Here is an 18,909-nt window from a genome sequence, read left to right on the forward strand (position 1 = left end):
CTCTTCCTTCTGTTCGGGTTTCACGCTGTCCCGGCGCCGTCGACCGCGATCACCGCGCCGCTCACGAAGGCGGCCATGTCGGCGGCGAGGAACGCCACGGTGCCCGCGATGTCGCGCGGCCGGCCGATGCGGCCGAGGGGCCGGTCGGCGGCGTCCTGGTAGAACGCGTCGACCGTTTCGCCGAGCTGGCGGGCCTCGTCGGCGAGCATCCCGGTGGCCGTGTCGCCCGGGCAGACGCAGTTGACGCGGATGTTGCGCGGTCCGTGGTCGATCGCCATCGCCCGGGTCATGTTGACCACCGCTCCCTTGGACGCACAGTACGATACGGCCTGGGCGCCGCCCTTGATGCCCCAACCGGAACCGGTGTTGATGATGCTGCCACCTCCGGCCGCCTCCATCAGGGGAATCACCCGGCTGCTCATCAGCATGATCGACTTGATGTTGACGGCCATCACCAGGTCCCAGTCGTCCTCGGTGATCTCGCACACAGTCGAGCGGCGGATGATGCCCGCGTTGTTGAACAGGATCTCCACCCCGCCGTGGACGTCGCGGGCGGTCGCGACGACGCGTTCGCAGTCGGCGGCCTTGGAGACGTCGCAGCGCACGAAGTCCGCCGCGCCGCCCGCCTTGGTGATCTCCGCGGCGGCCTCGGCGCCGCGCTCCTCGTCGACGTCGGCGAGCACCACCGCGGCGCCGAGCTCGGCGAGCAGCCCCGCGGTGGCCCGGCCGATGCCCGACCCGGCGCCGGTGACGATGGCGCGCTTCCCGGACAGATCGATCATTTCTTCTCCTTCGTCGGACGGGTGTCAGCGGACGGGGTACACGGCGGTGCGGCTCCGCCCGGTGATGACGCGGACATGGCCGGCCAGCTCGCGGTCCAGCTCGTCGTCCCCGGTGTCGACCAGGAGCGGGCGGCCGCCGAGCGCGGCGAGCTTCGCCTCGGTGGCGACGACGAGCAGCCGGTCGCGGCCGGCGGCGCGCAGGGTCTCCGGGGAGATCTGCTGGTTGCCCCGGCCGAGCAGGAACCCCTGCCCGCCGATCGGGGTCACCGCGACCCAGGCGGGGCCGGAACGGGCGAGGGCGGCGAGCGGCTCGGCCGGAAGGTCGGTCGCCACCGCCGTCCCGCCGCGCAGGGCGTTGACGCCCATCACGGGGACGTCCGCGCCGAGCGCGGCGGCGACGGCCCGGGTCGTGCTCCCGGGCCCGAGGACGAGCAGGTCGGACGGCGGGACGCGGGCGGCCAGCTCCGCGGCGATGCCCTCGACCGAGCCGGGCGACGGCGCCGAGCTGCCCGTCTTGCGCTGCTGGATCCGGACCGGGACGTCCGGCACCCGCAGGTGCCCGTACAGGCGGGCCGACACGCGGCCCTGCCGGACCGACTCCTCGTCCAGGTCCATGACCTCGGCGTCGCGGAGCGGCACGCCGCCCGACGCCATGGCCGCCGCGGCCTCCCCGGCGGCGCGCGGGCTCACCCCGAACACCGCCGAGTGCATCTTCACGCCGGTCGGCACGCCGAGGACGGGCACGGACGCGCCCACGGCGTCGAGCACGTCGCGCGCCGTCCCGTCCCCGCCCGCGAACAGCAGCAGGTCCACGAGCGGGGCGAGCGCCCGCGCGGCGGCGCGGGTGTCGGCGGGCGCGGTCGGGTCGCCCGGCTCGTAGCGGACCTCGAAGGCCGCGCCCGCCGCCCCGGCCGCGTCGGCGCCCATGGGCCCGGCGGCGGTCAGGACGGGCGGGACGCCGCCGAGCCGGGCGCGCAGCTCGGCCAGGGCGAGCGCGGCCCGCTCCGACGCGCGGGGCCGGGCCCCTAGCGCGCGGGCGCGCGCCTGGACGGCCGCGCCGTCGCTGCCCTTCAGGCCGGCCCGGCCGCCGAGCCCGGCGACCGGGTTGACCACCAGACCGAACCTCACGCGCCGAGGATCTTCCTGCGGTACGCGCGCCAGGTGACCGCCCAGGTCGCCGGGTCCTCCAGCGTCTCCTCGCGGACCCGGTGCACGGTGGAGCGGTGCGGCGCGGTCCGGACGGCCTCGGCGTCGTCGTACGCCTCGCGCGCCACCTCGGCGAGGATCGCGGCGTACTCGTCCAGGTCGGCCTTGGAGTACGACTCGGTCGGCTCCAGGGTCATCGGCTCCGGCACCACGTACGGGTGGTGGCTCGTCCAGTAGTGCGTGCCGAAGTCGGCGGCGCGCAGGCCGATCTCCTCGCTGTGCACGCCGGTGTCCTCGGCGAGCTCGGCCCAGCTGTAGCGCACCTGCTCGACGCGCCGGCGGCCCTCGGCGTACGGGGCGGACACGCCGCGGATCTCCAGGACCTTCTTCATCAGGTAGTTGTTGTTGAGCGCCGCGACCTCGGCCACCTCGCGCAGCCCCTCGGCGCCGAGCGACATGATCCACGCGTACGCGCGGACGAGGTTCGGGACGACCCCGTAGAACGGCCGGACCTTCCCGACGGAGCCGGGCCGGTCGTCGTCGAGCCGGTACGCGGTCCCGTCGAACTCGACGGTCGGCCTCGGCAGGTACGGCACGAGCGCCTCGGAGACGCCGCACGCGCCCGCCCCCGGGCCGCCGCAGCCGTGCGGGGTCGAGAACGTCTTGTGCAGGTTGAAGTGGCACAGGTCGAACCCGGCGTCGCGGGCGCGGGTGATGCCGAGGATGCCGTTGGCGTTGGCCTGGTCGTAGCAGGCGAGCCCGCCCGCCTCGTGCACGGTCCGGACGAACTCCTCGATCCGGGGGTTGAAGATCCCGGTGTCCTCGGGGTTGGTGATGAGCAGCGCGGCGGTCCGGGGGCCGACCGCGGCCTTGAGGGCCTCCAGGTCGGGGTAGCCGTCGGCGTCCGGGTAGAGGGTGATGACCTTGAACCCGGCGGTCTTGGCGCAGGCGGCGTTGGACGGGTGCGAGAAGATCGTGGTGATGACCTCGTCGCGCTGGTCCAGCTCGCCGCGGTCGGCGAAGTACGCGCGGATCATCGCGACGTTGGCGTAGATCGCCGCCGAGCCCGCGCCCGGCTGGAGCGAGACCCGGTCCATCCCTGAGATCTCGGCGAGCATCCCCTCCAGCCGGTGCACGATCTCCAGCACGCCCTGCACGGTCCGCTCGTCCTGGAGCGGGTGCAGCTCGGCGACCCGGTGGTCGCGGGCGAACTGCTCGTTGATCTTCGGGCTGTACTTCATCGTGCAGGTGCCCTGGCCGACGTCGATGTTGAGGTCGGCGCCGAGGTTCTCCTGGGAGAGCCGCAGGTAGTGCCGCAGGACGTGCAGCTGCGACAGCTCCGGCAGGGCGGGCGGGGCCGTCCGGCGCAGCGCGTCCGGCAGCTCGTTCGGCACGGCGCCGTCGAGGGGGACCTCCGGTTCGGGCACGAGGACGCCGCGCTCGCCGGGGGTGGACAGCTCGAACAGCAGCGGCTCGTCCCAGCGCGCCTGGTGGAAGCGGCGCAGCGGCGGCTTGGGGCCGATCTTCGCGTCGGCGGGGGTGACGGAGACGGGGGCGGTCCTCACTTGACGAGCTCCTCCAGGGCGGCGGCCAGACGGTCGATGTCGTCCTTGCTGTGGACTTCGGTGACGCAGTACAGGGCGTCGGTCTCGGACGGGGCGCCGCGGCGGGGCGCCGCGCCGTCCCGCGCGGGGGCGTAGGAGCCGGGCAGGGGGGAGCCGCCGAAGATCCCGCGTTCGAGCAGGCCGTCGTTGATCTCCGCGACGGTCGCCGTGCCGGTGAACCGCACGGCGAAGTCGGCGAAGTGCGCGGCGCCCGCGTACGGGAGCTCGACGCCGGGGACCTCGGCGAGCCGGTTCATCGCGTAGCGGGTGCGCGCCATGATCGTCTCTCCGATCTCGCGCATCCCCTGGGGGCCCATCACCGCGAGGTAGACCCCGGCGGTGATGCCGTTGAGCGCGGCGGCGGTGCCGACCCACTCCTTGCCCTCCTCGCGCAGCGCGAACGAGGTGCGGTCGTAGGCGACGTCGCCGAAGCCCCACTCGCCCTCGACCGAGGTCGGCGCGACGCCGAACAGCCGCGAGGGGAACTCGGCGACGAACCGCTCCTCGTCCCGGGTCGCGATGAACCCGGCGTTGCCGCCGCCGAAGCTCATGTGCACGCCGAGCGGCTGCACGTCGCCGCAGGCGATGTCCGCGCCGTACGACGCGGGCGGCGCGACGACGCCGAGCGACATGGGGTTGCAGCCGACGACGTAGAGGGCGCCCGCCCCGTGCGCGGCCTCGCCGAGCGCGGGCAGCGCCGGGTCGACGAGCCCGAGCGCGGACGGCGCCTCGGCGTAGACGGCGGCGACGTCGCCCGCGGCCAGCTCGGCGCGGACGGCGTCCAGGTCGGCCAGGCCCGTCGCGGGCGACACCGGGACGACCACGACGTCGTGCACCGGCCGGACGTAGTCCTCGATCTTCGAGAGCTTGTCCGGCGCGACCGCCGACGCGACCAGCAGCCGCCGGGCGCCGGTGATCCGCCCGGCCATGCGCAGCGCGGTGCCGGCCGCCTGGAAGCCGTCGTAGACCGGAACGGTCACGACGTCGGCCTCCAGCAGCTCGCCCATGAGCGACTGGTACTCCCAGAGCGCCTGGAACCGGCCGTGGTCCTCGTACGGCTCGCCCGCGTACGCCGTCAGGAACTCGCTGCGGTTGACGACCTCGTCCACGACGGCGGGGACGTGGTGCTGGTAGACGCCCGCGCCGAGGAAGCTCAGGGTGTCGCGCGCGCTGCGGTTGCGGGCGAGCAGCCCGCCGACGTGCCGGGCGAGCGCCGCCTCCGAGCGCAGCGGCGCGGGCAGGTCGAGCGGGCGCCGCAGCCGGATGCTCTCGGGCACGTCCGCGTAGAACTCCTCCACGCTCGCGGCCCCGACCTCGGCGAGCATCGCGCGCTTGGTCTCGGGGACCGAGTTCGGGATGTACGGATGGACGAAGGGTTCTCGCTGACCGGTCAATGCTCCCCGCTTCCCGAAAGCTTCTCGCAAGCCTTCTCGCCAAACTCTTGACGCAAACACGGCATTCGGTGTGCTGTATACAGCATTCAGCATTCCGGTGTCAGGAGGCAAGGGTGCGAACCAACCGGATACAACCGACACGACGGTCGATACTGGCCGCCGGAGTCGCGGGCGCCGCCACGGCGGTCCTGGCCGCGAGCGGCTGCGCCGCGGGAGGCACGGGAACGAGGCGGGACGGCCCGAAGCTGGACGCCGGGGCCTCTGCGACCGCGGTCAAGGGACACCTCACGGTCTGGTCCTGGGACGTGGCCGCGACGGCGCTCAAGCGCCTGGCCCCCGAGTTCGAGCGGCGCCACCCCGGTGTCACGGTCGACATCGTCGACATCGGCTACGACAACGCCTACGACAAGATCACGGTCGGGCTGAAGTCGGGCAAGGGACTGCCCGACATCACCACGGTCGAGGGCCCGCGCGTACAGAGCTTCATCGGCAACTTCCCGTCCGGCTTCTACGACCTGACCGCGCTCGCGGGCCCGTACAAGGACCGCTTCGACCAGGCGGCCTGGCGCACCGCGTCCGACGAGAAAGGGCGGGTGCTCGCGCTGCCCTGGGACACCGGGCCGTGCGCGCTGTACTACCGCCGCGACCACTTCCAGGAGGCGGGCGTCGACCCGAACGCGCTCCGGACGTGGGACGACTACGTCCGCGCGGGCGAGCAGATCAAGGCCAAGACCGGCAAGAAGCTGCTCGCCCTCGACAACGCCGAGGACAACACGTTCCTGCTGCTCCTCCAGCAGCAGGGGCAGGGCTACTTCAAGGACGGCAAGGTCGCGGTCGGGACCCCGCAGGCCCTGCGCGCGATGACGCTGCTGAAGACGCTCAGGGACAAGGACCTGATCGCGTTCGAGCGCGGCTGGGACGGCTACGTCACCGCGACCAAGGAGGGCAAGATCGCGACCGCGCCGTACGCGGCGTGGTGGGCCGGGACGCTGACCGGCGAGATGAAGGAGCTGAAGGGCAAGTTCGGCGTCGTCCCGCTGCCCGCGTTCGACGCCGGAGGGGTCCGCACGTCCAACAACGGCGGCTCGCTGCTCGCGGTGACCGCGCAGACCGGGAACGCGCGGACGGCCTGGGCGTTCACCCAGTTCATCCTGGCCGACAGCGCCAACCAGGTCTCGATGCTCCAGCACGAGGGGCTGTTCCCGGCCTTCCTGCCCGCGCTCCAGGACCCGTACCTGGCCAAGCCCAGCGACTACTTCGGCGGGCAGCCGGTCAACAAGACGTTCGCCGACCTCGTCCGGTCGATCCCCCGATCGACTACACCAAGGACCACGCGAAGGCGGCCGAGCTCGTCTGGTCGGCCAACGGCGGCGTGCTGCTGCGCGGCAAGGACCCGAAGAAGACGCTCGGCTCGACGGCCGAGCAGATCGCGTCCGCCACCGGCCGCGAGATCGCCGCCTAGGGCCATGGCCGTCCAGACGCGCACACGCGCCGTCCTGCCCCACGACGACGCGCCCCCGCAACGGCGCCGCCTCCGGCTCACGCACTGGGTGTTCGCCGGACCCGCGGCCGTCCTCTTCGTCGCCTTCTTCGCCTACCCCTGGGCGCCAGCCTGTGGCAGAGCTTCACGTCCGAACGGGACGGCGCCACGGTGTGGGTCGGGCTCGCCCAGTACCGGCGGATGCTCGACGACCCCGTGCTGCTCCAGTCGCTCGTCAACACCGGCCTGCTGCTGCTGATCCAGGTCCCGGTGATGATCGGCCTGGCGCTGGTGCTGGCCGGAGTGCTCAACGCCTCGTGGCTGCGGTTCCGCGGCGGGTGGCGGCTGATGTACTTCCTGCCCGCGGTGACCACGCTCGTGGCGTACTCGGTGGTGTTCCGGGTGCTGCTGAAGACCGACGGCGGCGCGGCCAACCAGTTCATCGGGATGTTCGGGTTCGGGCCGGTCGACTGGCTGAACGACACCGCCTGGTCCAGGATCTCGCTGATCCTGTCCATCACCTGGCGGTGGACGGGCTACAACGCCGTGATCCTGCTGGCCGGGCTCCAGGGCGTCGGCCGGGAGCAGTACGAGGCCGCGGCGATCGACGGGGCCGGGGCGTTCACCACGTTCACCCGCGTGATCGTCCCGCAGCTCAGGCCCGTGATCCTGTTCTGCACGATCACCTCGACGATCGGCACGCTCCAGCTCTTCGACGAGAACTACGTGCTGACGCGGGGCGGGCCCGACAACGCCACCATGACCCCGTCCTCTACCTCTACAAGGTCGGCTTCGACCAGATGGACTTCGGCTACGCCGCCGCGATCGCCTGGGTGGTCGTGGCGCTCATCGCCCTGGTCTCCCTGGTGCAGTTCCGGCTGCTCGGAAGGGAGCGCGCGTGATCAGCCCCCGCATCCTCGGCCGCGCCGGCGCGTACGCGCTGCTGGCCGCCGGCGTCGTGGTCAGCCTGGTGCCGTTCTACTGGATGGCCGTCGCGGCCACCCACGACACCTCCGAGCTGTTCCGGTCGCCGCCGCCGTTCTTCCCCGGCGGGGAGCTGACGCGCAACCTGTCGCGGCTGGAGAGCGAGCACGGGTTCGCCCGGGTGATGGCCAACAGCGTCGGCATCGCCGCCGTCTACACGGTGCTCAGCGGGCTGATCTCCGCGATGTGCGGGTACGGCCTGGCCAAGTACCGCTTCCGGGGCCGCGGGCTGCTGCTCGGCGTCATCCTCGCGACGATGATGATCCCGATGCAGGTGCTGCTCGTCCCGCTGTTCCAGATGATGGCGAACCTCGGCTGGACCGACACCTACCAGGCCGTGATCCTGCCGTTCCTGGCGAACGCGTTCGGCATCTTCCTGATGCGCCAGGCGTTCCTCGGCTTCCCGGACGAGCTGATCGAGTCGGCCCGGATGGACGGCGCGGGCGACCTGCGGATCTTCTACCGGATCGTGCTGCCGGGCGTGCGCCCGCAGCTCGGCGCGCTCGTCATCTTCACGTTCATGACGCAGTGGAACAGCTTCATCTGGCCGCTGCTGATGCTCAACACCGAGGACAAGTACACGGTGCCGATCGCGCTCAACACGATGATCGGCCTGACCAGGGTGGACTACTCGGGGCTGATGCTCGGGTCGTTCATCGCCACCCTCCCGATCATGATCGTCTTCTTCGTCTTCCAGCGGCAGTTCATCGCGGGCCTCCTCGGCGGCGCGGTCAAGGGATGAGAGGTGAGGCAACGGTGCACCGGTCACGCGAGACGCTGACGCGGGTGGCGGGGCTGCTGTACGGCGGGGACTACAACCCCGAGCAGTGGCCTGAGGAGGTCTGGGCGGAGGACGCCGCGCTGATGCGCGAGGCGGGCGTCACCATGGTCACCGTCGGGGTGTTCTCGTGGGCGCGGCTCCAGCCCGGCCCGGACGCCTGGGACTTCGGCTGGCTGGACCGGCTGATGGACCTGCTGCACGGGCACGGCATCGCCGTGGACCTGGCGACGGCGACGGCCTCGCCGCCCGCCTGGCTCGTCCGCGCGCGCCCGGAGATCCTGCCGGTGACCGCGGACGGCGTGCGGCTGGAGTTCGGCTCGCGGCAGCACTACTGCCCGTCCTCCCCGCGTACCGGGAGGCGGCGGTACGGCTCGCGCGCGCGATCGCCGAACGCTACGAGGGCCACCCCGCGCTGGCCCTGTGGCACATCCACAACGAGTACGGCGACCATGTCACCGAGTGCTTCTGCGAGGTGTCGGCGGCCGACTTCCGCCGCTGGCTCCGCGACCGCTACGGCGACGTCGGCGCGCTGAACGCCGCGTGGGGCACGGACTTCTGGTCGCAGCGGTACGGCGCGTGGGAGGAGATCGAGCCGCCGCGCACCGCGCCCGGCCCGGTCAACCCGACCCAGACGCTCGACTGGCGCCGGTTCTGCTCGGACGCGCTGCTGGCCTGCCACATGGCCGAGAAGGCCGTGCTGGACGAGGTCTCCCCGGGCGTCCCGGTCACGACCAACTTCATGTCGATGTTCAAGCCCCTGGACTACTGGGAGTGGGCGGCGCACGAGGACCTGGTATCGGACGACGCGTACCCCGACCCGGCCGACCCCGAGGCGCACGTCACGGCGGCGATGAACTACGACCTGATGCGGTCGCTCAAGGGCGGGCGCCCCTGGCTGCTGCTGGAGCAGGCCGCCTCGGCGGTGAGCTGGCGGCCGGTGAACGTGCCGAAGCGCCCCGGCCTGCAACGGCTGTGGTCGTTGCAGACGGTCGCGCACGGCGCCGACGGGGTCATGTACTTCCAGTGGCGCGCGTCCCGGGCGGGCGCGGAGAAGTACCACAGCGCGCTGCTGCCGCACGGCGGGACGGCCTCGCGCGGGTGGGCCGAGACGGTGCGCTTCGGCCGGGAGCTGGCCCGGCTCGCGGAGGTCGCGGGCAGCCGTACGGCCGCCGACACCGCGATCGTGCTCGACTGGGACTCCTGGTGGGCGCTGGAGCAGGACGACCACCCGTCGCTGCGGCTCGACCTGAAGGAGCTGACGTCGGCGTGGTACGCGGCGCTGTGGCGCAACGGCGCCGCGGTCGACTTCGTCCCGCCGGACGCGGACCTGGAGCCGTACCGGCTGGTGCTCGCGCCCAACCTGTACCTGCTGCGGAACGCGACGGCCGAGTCGCTGACCCGGTACGTCGCGGGCGGCGGCCATCTGGTGTGCGGCTTCTTCAGCGGGATCGTCGACGAGAACGACCACATCCACCTCGGCGGCTATCCGGCTCCGCTGCGGGACGCGCTCGGGATCGTCGTGGACGAGTTCTGGCCCATCCCCGACGGGGAGTCGGTGGAGGTCGCGACGCTCGGGCACGCGACGCTGTGGAGCGAGTGGCTCGACACCACGACGGCCGAGACGTTCGCCCCGTACGCCTCGGGGCCGCTCGCCGGGCGGCCCGCCGTCACCCGCAACGCGCACGGCGCCGGGACGGCCTGGTACGTGAGCTGCCACCTGCCCGGCGCGCTGGACGCGGTGCTCGGCGCGGCGCTGGACGCGGCGGGCGTCCGGCCCGTCCACGACGTGCCGCCGGGCGTCGAGGCGACGCGGCGCGGCCCCTACCTGTTCCTGCTCAACCACGGCGACGGCCACGCGACCGTCCGCGGCCTCGACGGCGCCGACCTGCTGACCGGCGCCGCCGTGCGCGGCGAGCTGCGGCTCGCCCCGCTCGGGCGGCGGTGGTCAGAACGGCGGAGCCCGCGGCGGCGGAGCCCGGAACGCCCCACCACGACAGAAGGTCATCATGAGGACATCCCCCACGCCCTCACCACGATCGCCGCCGGGACCGGGCTCGCGCTCGGCTCCGTCCTCGCCGCGACGCTGTCCCCGCGCCCGCCCGGGCGTCGGGGCCGGACCGGCCGAACGGCGCGTACGCCGACGTGCTCGACATGCACGGCGTGCCGACGGCGGCGAAGCCCGCCGAGGTCAACGAGGTCAACGTCTTCGCCGACCAGGGCGCCTGGCACGCGTACGCCCTGCCGAAGGTCGGCGACACGGCCTCCTACGGAGGGTTCTCCGGGCCCCTCTACATCGCCCAGGAGTACCCCTGGTGGCTGAGCAGGACGTTCAGCAGGATCCGGCTCAGCGAGGGCGGCAGGCCGATCGACCTCGCCGCGGCGCGCCGCCCGGTGCTGACCGCGCTGCCCGGCCTGCTGCGCCAGTCGTACGACGTGGACGGCCTGCGGCTCACGCTGGAGCTGCGCTTCGCCAGCGCCCGCAGCGCGCTCGTGCGCGCGTACGTCGAGAACCGGGGCCGCGGGAGGCGCTCGCTCGACGTGTCCTGGACGGGTGAGCTGCTGCGTCCCGCGACCGAGCCGATGAAGGGCGCGCCGTCGCTGGCGGCGACCCCGCGCGGCGTCGCGGTCGGCTTCGCGAAGGTCCGCGAGCAGTGGGACTACCTGACCGACGGCACCGAGCGCTTCGAGGTCGCCCACGCGGACCCCGTGCGGACGACGGTGAAGGGCGACGCGTACGAGACGAGGACGGCCCGGCCCGTGACCGTTCCGGCGCACGGGCGCGCGGCGCTGACCTGGACGGAGACGTACACGTTCACCGAGGCCGAGCGGCGCGGCGAGCAGCGCGCCGTCGCGGGCCTGCTGCGCTCGCCGGAACGCGCGGTCGCGGCCGGGGACGCGCGCTGGAGGGGGTACGTGGCGGGCGCGACGCGCGGCGTCCCGGCGGACCGCAGGCGGCTCGCCGTGAAGTCGGTCGAGACGCTCGTCACCAACTGGCGCAGCGCCGCCGGGATGCTGAAGCACGACGGCGTCACCCCGTCCATCTCGTACAAGTGGTTCACCGGCGGCTTCTGGGCGTGGGACACCTGGAAGCAGGCGGTCGGCGTGAGCCGCTTCGCGCCCGCGCTGGCCCGTTCGCAGATCAGGTCGATGTTCGACCACCAGGTGACGGCGGCGTCCGCGACCCGTCCGCAGGACGCCGGGATGGTGCCCGACGCCGTCTTCTACAACGACCCGGCGCGCGGCGGCGGCAACTGGAACGAGCGCAACAGCAAGCCGCCGCTGGCCGCCTGGGCGGTGTGGGAGACCTACCGGCGCGACGGCGACAGGGCGTTCCTGCGCGAGATGTATCCGAAGCTCGCCGCCTACCACGCCTGGTGGTACGCCAACCGGGACCACGACCACGACGGGCTCGCCGAGTACGGCGCGACCGTCGACCCCGCCAACGACAGCGCGGAGCAGCGGCGGCTCGCGGCGGCGTGGGAGAGCGGCATGGACAACGCGCCGCGCTTCGACGCCGCGCTCGGCGCCGCCATGGTCGAGAACCGGGACCGGGACGGGCGGCTGGTCGGCTACTCGCTCGACCAGGAGTCGGTGGACCTCAACGCCTACCTGGTCGCCGACAAGCGCTACCTGGCCCGCATCGCCGCACGGCTCGGCGACCGGAAGGCCGCCCGCCGCTACGAGGAGCAGGCCGGGAAGCTGGCCGCGCTCGTCCGGGAGCGCATGTACGACCCGTCCACCGCGTTCTTCTACGACTCCGGCCTCGCGTCGGGGAAGCCGCTGACCGCGCGGGGCCGGGGCATCGAGGGCGCGATCCCGCTGTGGGCGGGCGTCGCGTCGCGGCCGCAGGCCGCCGCGGTGCGGGGCAGGCTGGTGGACCCGGAGGAGTTCGCCACGAAGGTGCCGTTCGCGACCGTGGCGAAGAGCTCGCCGTACTTCCGGCCGACGCAGTACTGGCGCGGGCCGGTCTGGCTGGACCAGGCGTACTTCTCCCTCGCGGGGCTGCGCGAGTACGGCTACCGCCGCGACGCGCGGACGCTCGCCGACCGGCTGCGCTCCTCCGCGTCCGGCCTCCTCGGCGACCGGCCGATCATGGAGAACTACGACCCGAGCACCGGCGCGCCGCTGAACTCCACCAACTTCAGCTGGTCGGCGGCGCTGCTGCTGGCCTTCGACGGCCGCTGACCGGCGGCACCGGAGAACGATCGACACGGTCCCGCCCCGCGCACCCGCGCCGGGCGGGACCGCCATGAGAAGGGGCGCCGCCGCGGAACGCTTCGCTGTCGCGGAACGCTTCGGCGCGGCGGGCCATGCCGCGCCCGAGGTCTTCCCGGCCCGTCCGTCCGTCGGAGCCGGTCCGTTCCACGTCGCTTAGGATCCGCACACGCATCCGGCGGCCGCCCGCGCGTGAACCCGTTCGCCCGTGCTTGGAAACAACCAGTGCCCGTCCCCGAAACGGAAGGACACCATGACGCACGAGCACCGGGGCTCCCCGTGACCGCGGCCGCGATCGGCCCGGAAACGGCGGGGGAACTCGACGACGCCGGGGTGATATCGCGGTCCCTGACCGAGCCGGAGTGCTTCTCGGCCCTGTTCGACCGGTACGGCCGGCAGATCTACGACTACGCCGCCCGGCGGCTGGGCGCGCAGGCCGCCGAGGACATCGTCGCCGAGACGTTCTTCGCCGCGTTCCGGCAGCGCGCCTCGTACGACCGGAGCCGTTCGCTGGCGCGGCCGTGGCTGTACGGGATCGCCACGAACCTGATGGCCCGGCACCGCCGCACCGAGGAGAAGTACTACAGGACCCTGCAACGCACCGGTGCGGACCCGCTGCCGGAGCCGCTCGCCGACCGTGTCGTACGGCGGGTCGCGGCCGAGGCCGAGGAGCGCCGCCTGGCGGGCGCGATCGCGCGCCTGCACCGGCGGGACCGCGACGTGCTGCTGCTCGTCGCCTGGGCCGACCTCACCTACGAGGAGGTCGCGTGCGCGCTCGATGTGCCGGTCGGCACCGTGCGCTCGCGCCTCAACCGGGCCCGGCGGAAGGTCCGGGCCGCGTTCGGCGACACCGACCCGACGGCCGAGGAGCTGTGATGGACGACCTCAAGATGATCAGGGAGCTGCGGAGCCCCGCGGCGACGATGCCGGCCGCCGTCGAGGACTCCGTCCGCGACCGCCTCAGGGCGATGGCCGCCGAGCCCGCGCCGCCCGAGCGGCGGCCCGCCGCGCGCCGTACCGTGCTGCGCGTCGGACTCGTCGGCGGCCTCGCCGTGGCGACCGCGGCCGGCGTCACCGTCGTGCAGACCGTGGGCGGCTCGAAGTCGGGCGTACAGCTCGCCGGCGCCGCCGAACTCGGCGACCGCGCCGCCAGAGCCGCCGAGGCGGCGCCCTACCAGGCGCCGGGACCGAAGCAGTGGGTGTACTCCCGCTTCCTCTCCGCGGGCGGCTACGACATGAACACCTGGTGGAAGGGCGTGGACCTCGGCAAGAAGCAGGAGACCTCCGAGATGTGGAACCGGGTCGACGGGAAGTCCTCGGCCTACATCTCCATGAAGGGCGAGTTGCGGGTGATCGGCGAGTCCGGGGACCTGGCCAAGAAGGGGAGCGGTGGCCCCGCCGCCACGATGGTGGGCGGCGGTCCCCTCTACAACCTGGGCAACTACCACACCCTGCCCACGGACCCGGACGCCCTCCTGCGCCGCCTCCAGAACTCGCGCTACCCCAACCAGGTCGGCGAAACGGGCCCCGAGGACGTCTTCGAGATGATGAGCCACATCCTGGACGACCCGTCGCCGCCCAAGCTGCGCGCCGCCGTGTTCCGGGCGCTCCCGAAGCTCCGCGGCGTACGGCTCCGGCACGACGTGGCCGACGCCGCGGGCCGCCGCGGCGAGGCGTTCGCCTTCGTGGACGGCCTCGGCGAACGCGTCAGCATCATCCTGGAGCCGCGCACCTACCGCTACCTCGGCACCCGCCAGGAGGTCGCGCGCCCCCGGGAGGTCACCCTGGACGGCGGCAAGAAGATCACCACCCGCCCGGGCACCGTCCTCGGCTGGTCCGCCCGCCTGGACCAGAAGATCGTCGACCACGCCGGCCAACGCTCCTGACCCCTCCCCCACTCCCCCGGCGGGGCCCTCGCCGCACACTCCGAGGGCCCGTCCCCCTTTCCCGCCCGGCACCCATGCGCTGCCCTCCGGGCACCGATCCGTTCGTTCAGCCGGAAAGGTCGATGAGCCCCGCGTCCGTGGGCTTGAACCCGCAGGCGTCGAAATAGAACGCCCGCAAGTGGTCGTCGAAGTCGACGTGCAGCCATTCGCACTTCGCCGCACGGGCGCCCCGGACCGCGGCGGCGACGAGTCCGGCCCCGATACCGGTCCCGCGCCGTTCCCGCGCGACCACGGTGTCGAGGACGAACGCGTGCACCCCGCCGTCCCAGGCCACGTTCACGAAGCCGACCAGCGCGCCGTCCCGCCGCGCGCACACCCACCCGAGACTGTGGCGGTGCACCTGGGCGTGCCAGTCGATGTCCAGCGGAACGTGGTCGAACCCTTCCGCGTGAAGAGCGTTGAGGTCCGCGTTCTCGAAATCGCCACGCCATTCATAAGTGATCGACACCGCCGCATCCTATGACGGGTCCCTTCGGAGGCCGAGAGCTGACCAGCGATTGTTCGTCGCGTACGGCGTCGTGGACTTAACGTCGGCGGGCCGGCCGCACGACGATCTCGTTCACGCCAACGTCGCGGGCGGAGGGACGCGGGGGCCGGGGTCAGCGGCGGAACGCGGCAGCGTTCTCGCGGGCCCAGTCGGCGAACGTCAGTGCGGGACGTCCGACCAGCTTCTCCACGGTGTCGGTCGTGGGGCCCGGGTTCTTGGCGTAGTCGGCCAGCGATCCGAGCAGCCGGTCGGGGATCTCCTCCGGCAGCCCCTGGGCGATCATGGCTCTGCGCACGTGCTCGGCGGGCATCTCCTCGAACGTCACGTCCTGGCCGACGGCCTCGGCGATCAGCCGTACCTTGGCGGGCTGGTCCAGGGATTGCGGGCCGGTGAGGGTGTAGGCCGCCCCGGCGTGCTCGCCGGTCCGCAGAGCCTGGACGGCGACCGTCGCGATGTCCCGTTCGTGGATCGGCGAGGTGGCCGCACGGGCATAGGCGCCCCGCACCACGCCAGTGGATGTGATCTGCGGTGCCCAGGCCAGCGCGTTCGCGGCGAAGTCGGCCAGCCGCAGCATCGTCCATTCCAGGCCGGAACCCATGACCAGCCCTTCGGCGTCCTTGTACTGCTGGGCGAAGCGGGGTTCTCCCGCCGGATGCGCGACGGTGATGGCAGACAGCAGCACCGCCCGCCGTACGCCCCGTTCAGCCGCCAGTTCCAGCAGCTCTTTCAGCCCGGATCCTGTGGCGCGCGGGCTGATCAGCACGGCGTCCACGTCGTGGAGCGCCGCGTCCAGCGTGTGCGGGCGCGAAGGGTCGCCGCACACCACCCGGGCCCGTTCAGGCAGCGCGGCGTCGGACGGATCGCGGGTCACCGCCACCACCTCGGCCCCCTGCCCGAGCAGCAGGTCCACGGCCTGTCGTCCGACGCTTCCGGTCGCTCCAGTGATCATGATCATGGCGTGCGCCTTCCGGGTTGTGCGGTCTTTCCTCCCTAGAGGCGGCCCGCACCGTCACCTGTGACACCCGAGGAAAGTGATCCGGCCCACAAACCCGCTCACCCCCGATCACCCGGCGCCGGAGTTGGACCGTCCCCTGCTGGCCGTTCCCGCCCGCGAGCGCACGTCCAGATCCAACGCTTCCCTCCTCCCGAGGCCGGAGTGCGGGGGCCCCGGCGCCACGATCATGCCTTCCGTTACATAACGCCATAGCAATACAGATCTTAGACAGGATAGCTCTGGAGCCATAACGTCGTGGGCGGTCGCGAGTCGAGGAAGAGCGAGGAGGGCGTCCCATGGCCACGGCAGCCGACAGAACCCGTCCGGCCGTACCTGAACGGTCCGGCGCCGCGCGACGGACGGGCCCCGCCGGGTGGGTGCTCCGGGCCGTCGTCAGCGCGCACGCGCTCGCGATCCTCGGTCAGCCGGTGTTCGCCGGGGTGTACCTGAGCGGCGACTACGACGGCCTGAGCTGGCATGCGGCCGGCGCCAACGCCGTCACCTCCATCGGCTACCTCCAGGTGATCGTGGCGATCGCGGTCTGGTCCCGGCTGCGCCTGGCCTGGCCGTTCGTCACCACGATCGGCCTGGTGGCGGCCGAGACGGTGCAGTACTTCGCCGGTCTGGACGGCGCGCTGTGGCTGCACCTCCCCCTGGGAGTGATGACGATCGTCGCGCTCGCCGTCCTGTTCATCGCCGTGTGGCTCCGGCCCCTGCGCCCCGTCCCGCGGGCACCGCGTCCCCCGCGCGAACGAACGCAGACCGCGGACGAACCGGAACAGCAGGAGGCCGACGATGAGTGAGCAGCCCGACGAACGATCCAGAAGTGCGCGCGGCATGGCCCGGCGCCAGGTGCTGGGCATCGGCGGGGCGCTCGGGCTGATGGCGGCCACCGGGCTGTCGACCGCCGCCGCGCTGTCCCGCCGTCCCTCGGCCACCGGCGCCGAGCTGCGCAGCGCCGTGCCGCTCCCGCCCCCGTTCCAGGTGCCGCTGCCACTTCCCCCCGTACTGAAACCGGTCAGCACCTCGGGCGGCATCGACCGTTACGAGATCACCCAGCGCGAGGCGTCCCTGGAGATCCTGCCCGGGGTCAGGACGCCGCTGTGGACGTACGGGGGCACGTTCCCCGGGCCGACGATCGAGTCGCGCCGCGGCCGGCCGGTCACCGTGGCCCACCGCAACGAACTGCCCGTGCCGACCGTCGTGCACCTGCACGGCGGACGGACCCCGGCGGCCTCCGACGGGTACCCGACCGACCTCGTCCTGCCGGCCGGCTGGCCGGAAGCCGCTCCCGCCAAGCCGCACCCCGCCATGAACGGCCACGGAACGCACGGCGGAGGCGGCCACGGCATGGGCGGCCACGGCATGAACGATCCGAGGGCGGTGGTGACCAGGCTGACGCGGGACTACACGTTCCCGCTGGACCAGCGGCCGACGCTGCTGTGGTACCACGACCACCGGATGGACTTCACCGCGCCGGCGATCTGGCGGGGGCTCGCCGGGTCGCACATCGTCCGCGACGACGCCGAAGAGGCGCTCGGCCTGCCCGCGGGACGACACGAACTGCCCCTGATGATCGCGGACCGCGCGTTCGACGCCGACGGCCGCCTCGACTACCCGGCCCTCGACCCCACCCTGCGCGAACGGCCGGGCGTTCGCGGGTCCTATCTCGCCGGAGTCCTCGGCGACGTGATCCTGGTGAACGGCGCCCCGTGGCCGGTGCACGAGGTCGACGCGGCCCGGTACCGGCTGCGCGTCCTGAACGCCTCGAACGCCCGGCACTACGACCTCGAAGCGGTCGGCGACGACGGACGCCGGCTCGACCTCGTCCAGATCGGCGCCGACCAGGGCCTGCTCGCGGCGCCCGTCACCCATTCGCACCTGCCGATCGCGCCCGCCGAACGCTACGACGTCGTCATCGACTTCGCGGGCGTCCCGATCGGCAGCCGCGTCCGGATCGTCAACCGGCTGGGCTCCGGGCGCACCCGCGACGTGATGGCCTTCCGGGTCGCGCGCAACGTGCGCGACGACAGCCGCGTCCCGCGCGTCCTGTCGAACGATCTGCCGAACTGGCGCCGGTCGGAGGCCGTACGGGTGCGCGAGTTCTCCTTCCGCGCGGGGCGCATGCACGGCGGACACGGATGGCTGATCGGCGGGCTGCCGTTCGACCCCGCCCGTTCCGACGTCACCGTCGGGCTCGGCGAGGTCGAGGTGTGGCGGCTGGTCGCCGACGTCCACCATCCCGTCCACCTGCATCTGGTCGGCTTCCGGGTGCTGTCGCGCAGCGGCCGGCCGCCGCTGCCGCACGACGCGGGCCTCAAGGACACCGTCTCGTTGCGGCCGGGCGAATCGGCGGAGATCATCACCCGTTTCGACGGCTACCGCGGGCGCTATCTCTTCCACTGCCACAACGCCGAACACGAGGACATGGGAATGATGGCCAACCTAGAAGTCATCTGACTTCTCCACGCCGCACCCATCTCACAAGAAGGAGTACTCCCATTACCACCGATCCCGGAATCGTCATCATCGGAGCGAGCCTGGCCGGAGCGAAAGCCGCGCAGGCCCTACGCCTCGACCACGGCTACGACCGGCCGATCACCCTTATCGGCGACGAACCCCACCTGCCCTACCAGCGTCCCGCCCTTTCCAAGGGGTATCTCCTCGGCACAACCGAAGCCGGCGAACTCGACGTCCTGGAACCGCGGTTCTATTCCGACCAGGACGTCACCCTCGCCCTCGGCGCCCCCGCCACCGGCCTCGACCTCGACGCCCGACGGGTACGGATCGCCGACGGCACGGAACTCCCGTTCTCCCAGGTGCTGATCGCCACCGGCTCCCGTGCCCGCCGCCTCGACCTGCCGGGCGCCGACCTCGACGGCGTCCACTACCTGCGCGACCGCGCTGACAGCGACCGCCTCGGAACGGCCCTGCGCGACGCCGCCCACGTCGTCGTCATCGGCGCCGGGTGGCTCGGCTCCGAACTCGCCGCGGCCAGCCGCACCCTGGGCAACCGCACCACCGTCATCGACCCGCTCCCGACCCCCCTCTACACCGTGCTGGGCGACCGGATCGGCGGCCTCCTCGCCCGCCGCC

14 protein-coding genes and 2 pseudogenes are annotated in these 18,909 nt (G+C 72.8%); 10 read left to right on the forward strand and 6 right to left on the reverse strand.

Translation table 11 applies throughout. From position 1 onward, the window contains the following. Positions 1 to 20 precede the first annotated feature (20 nt). Genes GEV43_RS46625 through gcvPA form a run of 4 tightly spaced genes read right to left on the reverse strand, consistent with a single transcriptional unit; the run spans position 21 to position 4,926 of the window. Positions 21 to 782 (reverse strand): SDR family NAD(P)-dependent oxidoreductase, encoded by a 762-nt coding sequence (locus GEV43_RS46625; RefSeq protein WP_160826953.1) that lies wholly within the window; start codon positions 780 to 782, stop codon positions 21 to 23. A 24-nt stretch (positions 783 to 806) separates the two neighbouring features. Further along, on the reverse strand, positions 807 to 1,910 hold the full coding sequence (locus tag GEV43_RS46630) for an NAD(+)/NADH kinase (RefSeq protein ID WP_206681764.1): 1,104 nt from the start codon (positions 1,908 to 1,910) through the stop codon (positions 807 to 809). Further along, positions 1,907 to 3,493, reverse strand: coding sequence for an aminomethyl-transferring glycine dehydrogenase subunit GcvPB (gene gcvPB, locus GEV43_RS46635; RefSeq protein WP_160826954.1), 1,587 nt, complete (start codon positions 3,491 to 3,493; stop codon positions 1,907 to 1,909). The genes GEV43_RS46630 and gcvPB overlap by 4 nt, the downstream gene beginning before the upstream one ends. Next, on the reverse strand, positions 3,490 to 4,926 hold the full coding sequence (gcvPA, locus tag GEV43_RS46640) for an aminomethyl-transferring glycine dehydrogenase subunit GcvPA (protein ID WP_241684543.1): 1,437 nt from the start codon (positions 4,924 to 4,926) through the stop codon (positions 3,490 to 3,492). The genes gcvPB and gcvPA overlap by 4 nt, the downstream gene beginning before the upstream one ends. A 113-nt stretch (positions 4,927 to 5,039) precedes the next feature. On the opposite strand from gcvPA, the gene GEV43_RS46645 reads away from it, so the two are divergent. The 7 genes and pseudogenes from GEV43_RS46645 to GEV43_RS46675 all read left to right on the forward strand — a co-directional run bounded on the left by GEV43_RS46645 (position 5,040) and on the right by GEV43_RS46675 (position 14,272). Further along, the gene (locus GEV43_RS46645) at positions 5,040 to 6,665 is read left to right on the forward strand and encodes an ABC transporter substrate-binding protein (protein WP_206681765.1); all 1,626 of its coding nucleotides are present in this window, start codon (positions 5,040 to 5,042) and stop codon (positions 6,663 to 6,665) included. An 89-nt stretch (positions 6,666 to 6,754) separates the two neighbouring features. Next, positions 6,755 to 7,126, forward strand: a pseudogene (locus tag GEV43_RS56915) (carbohydrate ABC transporter permease); the annotation flags it as partial. A gap of 178 nt (positions 7,127 to 7,304) precedes the next feature. Beyond that, positions 7,305 to 8,132: a carbohydrate ABC transporter permease gene (locus GEV43_RS46655; protein WP_309240359.1), complete on the forward strand. Its 828-nt coding sequence runs from the start codon at positions 7,305 to 7,307 to the stop codon at positions 8,130 to 8,132. 128 nt (positions 8,133 to 8,260) lie between these two features. Then, positions 8,261 to 10,047: pseudogene (locus GEV43_RS46660) on the forward strand (beta-galactosidase); the annotation flags it as partial. A 275-nt stretch (positions 10,048 to 10,322) separates the two neighbouring features. Continuing rightward, positions 10,323 to 12,356: a trehalase family glycosidase gene (locus tag GEV43_RS53130; protein WP_160826956.1), complete on the forward strand. Its 2,034-nt coding sequence runs from the start codon at positions 10,323 to 10,325 to the stop codon at positions 12,354 to 12,356. A 309-nt stretch (positions 12,357 to 12,665) separates the two neighbouring features. Further along, positions 12,666 to 13,262 carry an RNA polymerase sigma factor gene (locus GEV43_RS46670; protein WP_309240360.1) on the forward strand — a complete coding sequence of 199 codons (597 nt, stop codon included), beginning with the start codon at positions 12,666 to 12,668 and terminating at the stop codon, positions 13,260 to 13,262. Beyond that, the gene (locus GEV43_RS46675; RefSeq protein WP_160826957.1) at positions 13,262 to 14,272 is read left to right on the forward strand and encodes a CU044_5270 family protein; all 1,011 of its coding nucleotides are present in this window, start codon (positions 13,262 to 13,264) and stop codon (positions 14,270 to 14,272) included. The genes GEV43_RS46670 and GEV43_RS46675 overlap by 1 nt, the downstream gene beginning before the upstream one ends. A gap of 106 nt (positions 14,273 to 14,378) precedes the next feature. Here the strand turns inward: GEV43_RS46675 and GEV43_RS46680 are convergent, their stop codons facing one another. Together GEV43_RS46680 and GEV43_RS46685 are read right to left on the reverse strand one after the other, a co-directional pair. Then, on the reverse strand, positions 14,379 to 14,780 hold the full coding sequence (locus tag GEV43_RS46680; protein WP_160826958.1) for a GNAT family N-acetyltransferase: 402 nt from the start codon (positions 14,778 to 14,780) through the stop codon (positions 14,379 to 14,381). 151 nt (positions 14,781 to 14,931) lie between these two features. Next, a complete protein-coding gene (locus GEV43_RS46685; protein WP_160826959.1) occupies positions 14,932 to 15,774 on the reverse strand; it encodes an NAD(P)H-binding protein in 843 nt (280 codons plus the stop codon). A gap of 335 nt (positions 15,775 to 16,109) precedes the next feature. Here GEV43_RS46685 and GEV43_RS46690 point away from each other — a divergent pair, with 335 nt between their 5' ends. The 3 genes from GEV43_RS46690 to GEV43_RS53135 form a co-directional block, all read left to right on the forward strand. Continuing rightward, on the forward strand, positions 16,110 to 16,616 hold the full coding sequence (locus tag GEV43_RS46690; protein WP_175251219.1) for a hypothetical protein: 507 nt from the start codon (positions 16,110 to 16,112) through the stop codon (positions 16,614 to 16,616). Further along, entirely contained in the window at positions 16,609 to 18,273 is a 1,665-nt protein-coding gene (locus GEV43_RS46695; protein ID WP_160826960.1) for a multicopper oxidase family protein, read from the forward strand. Before GEV43_RS46690 ends, GEV43_RS46695 begins: the two co-directional genes overlap by 8 nt. An 80-nt stretch (positions 18,274 to 18,353) precedes the next feature. Beyond that, a partial coding sequence (locus GEV43_RS53135) for an NAD(P)/FAD-dependent oxidoreductase (protein ID WP_241684717.1) occupies positions 18,354 to 18,909 on the forward strand: 556 nt, incomplete at its 3' end.

It is taken from the genome of Actinomadura sp. J1-007 (assembly GCF_009793335.1).
Taxonomy (GTDB): Bacteria; Actinomycetota; Actinomycetes; order Streptosporangiales; family Streptosporangiaceae; genus Spirillospora; species Spirillospora yumaensis.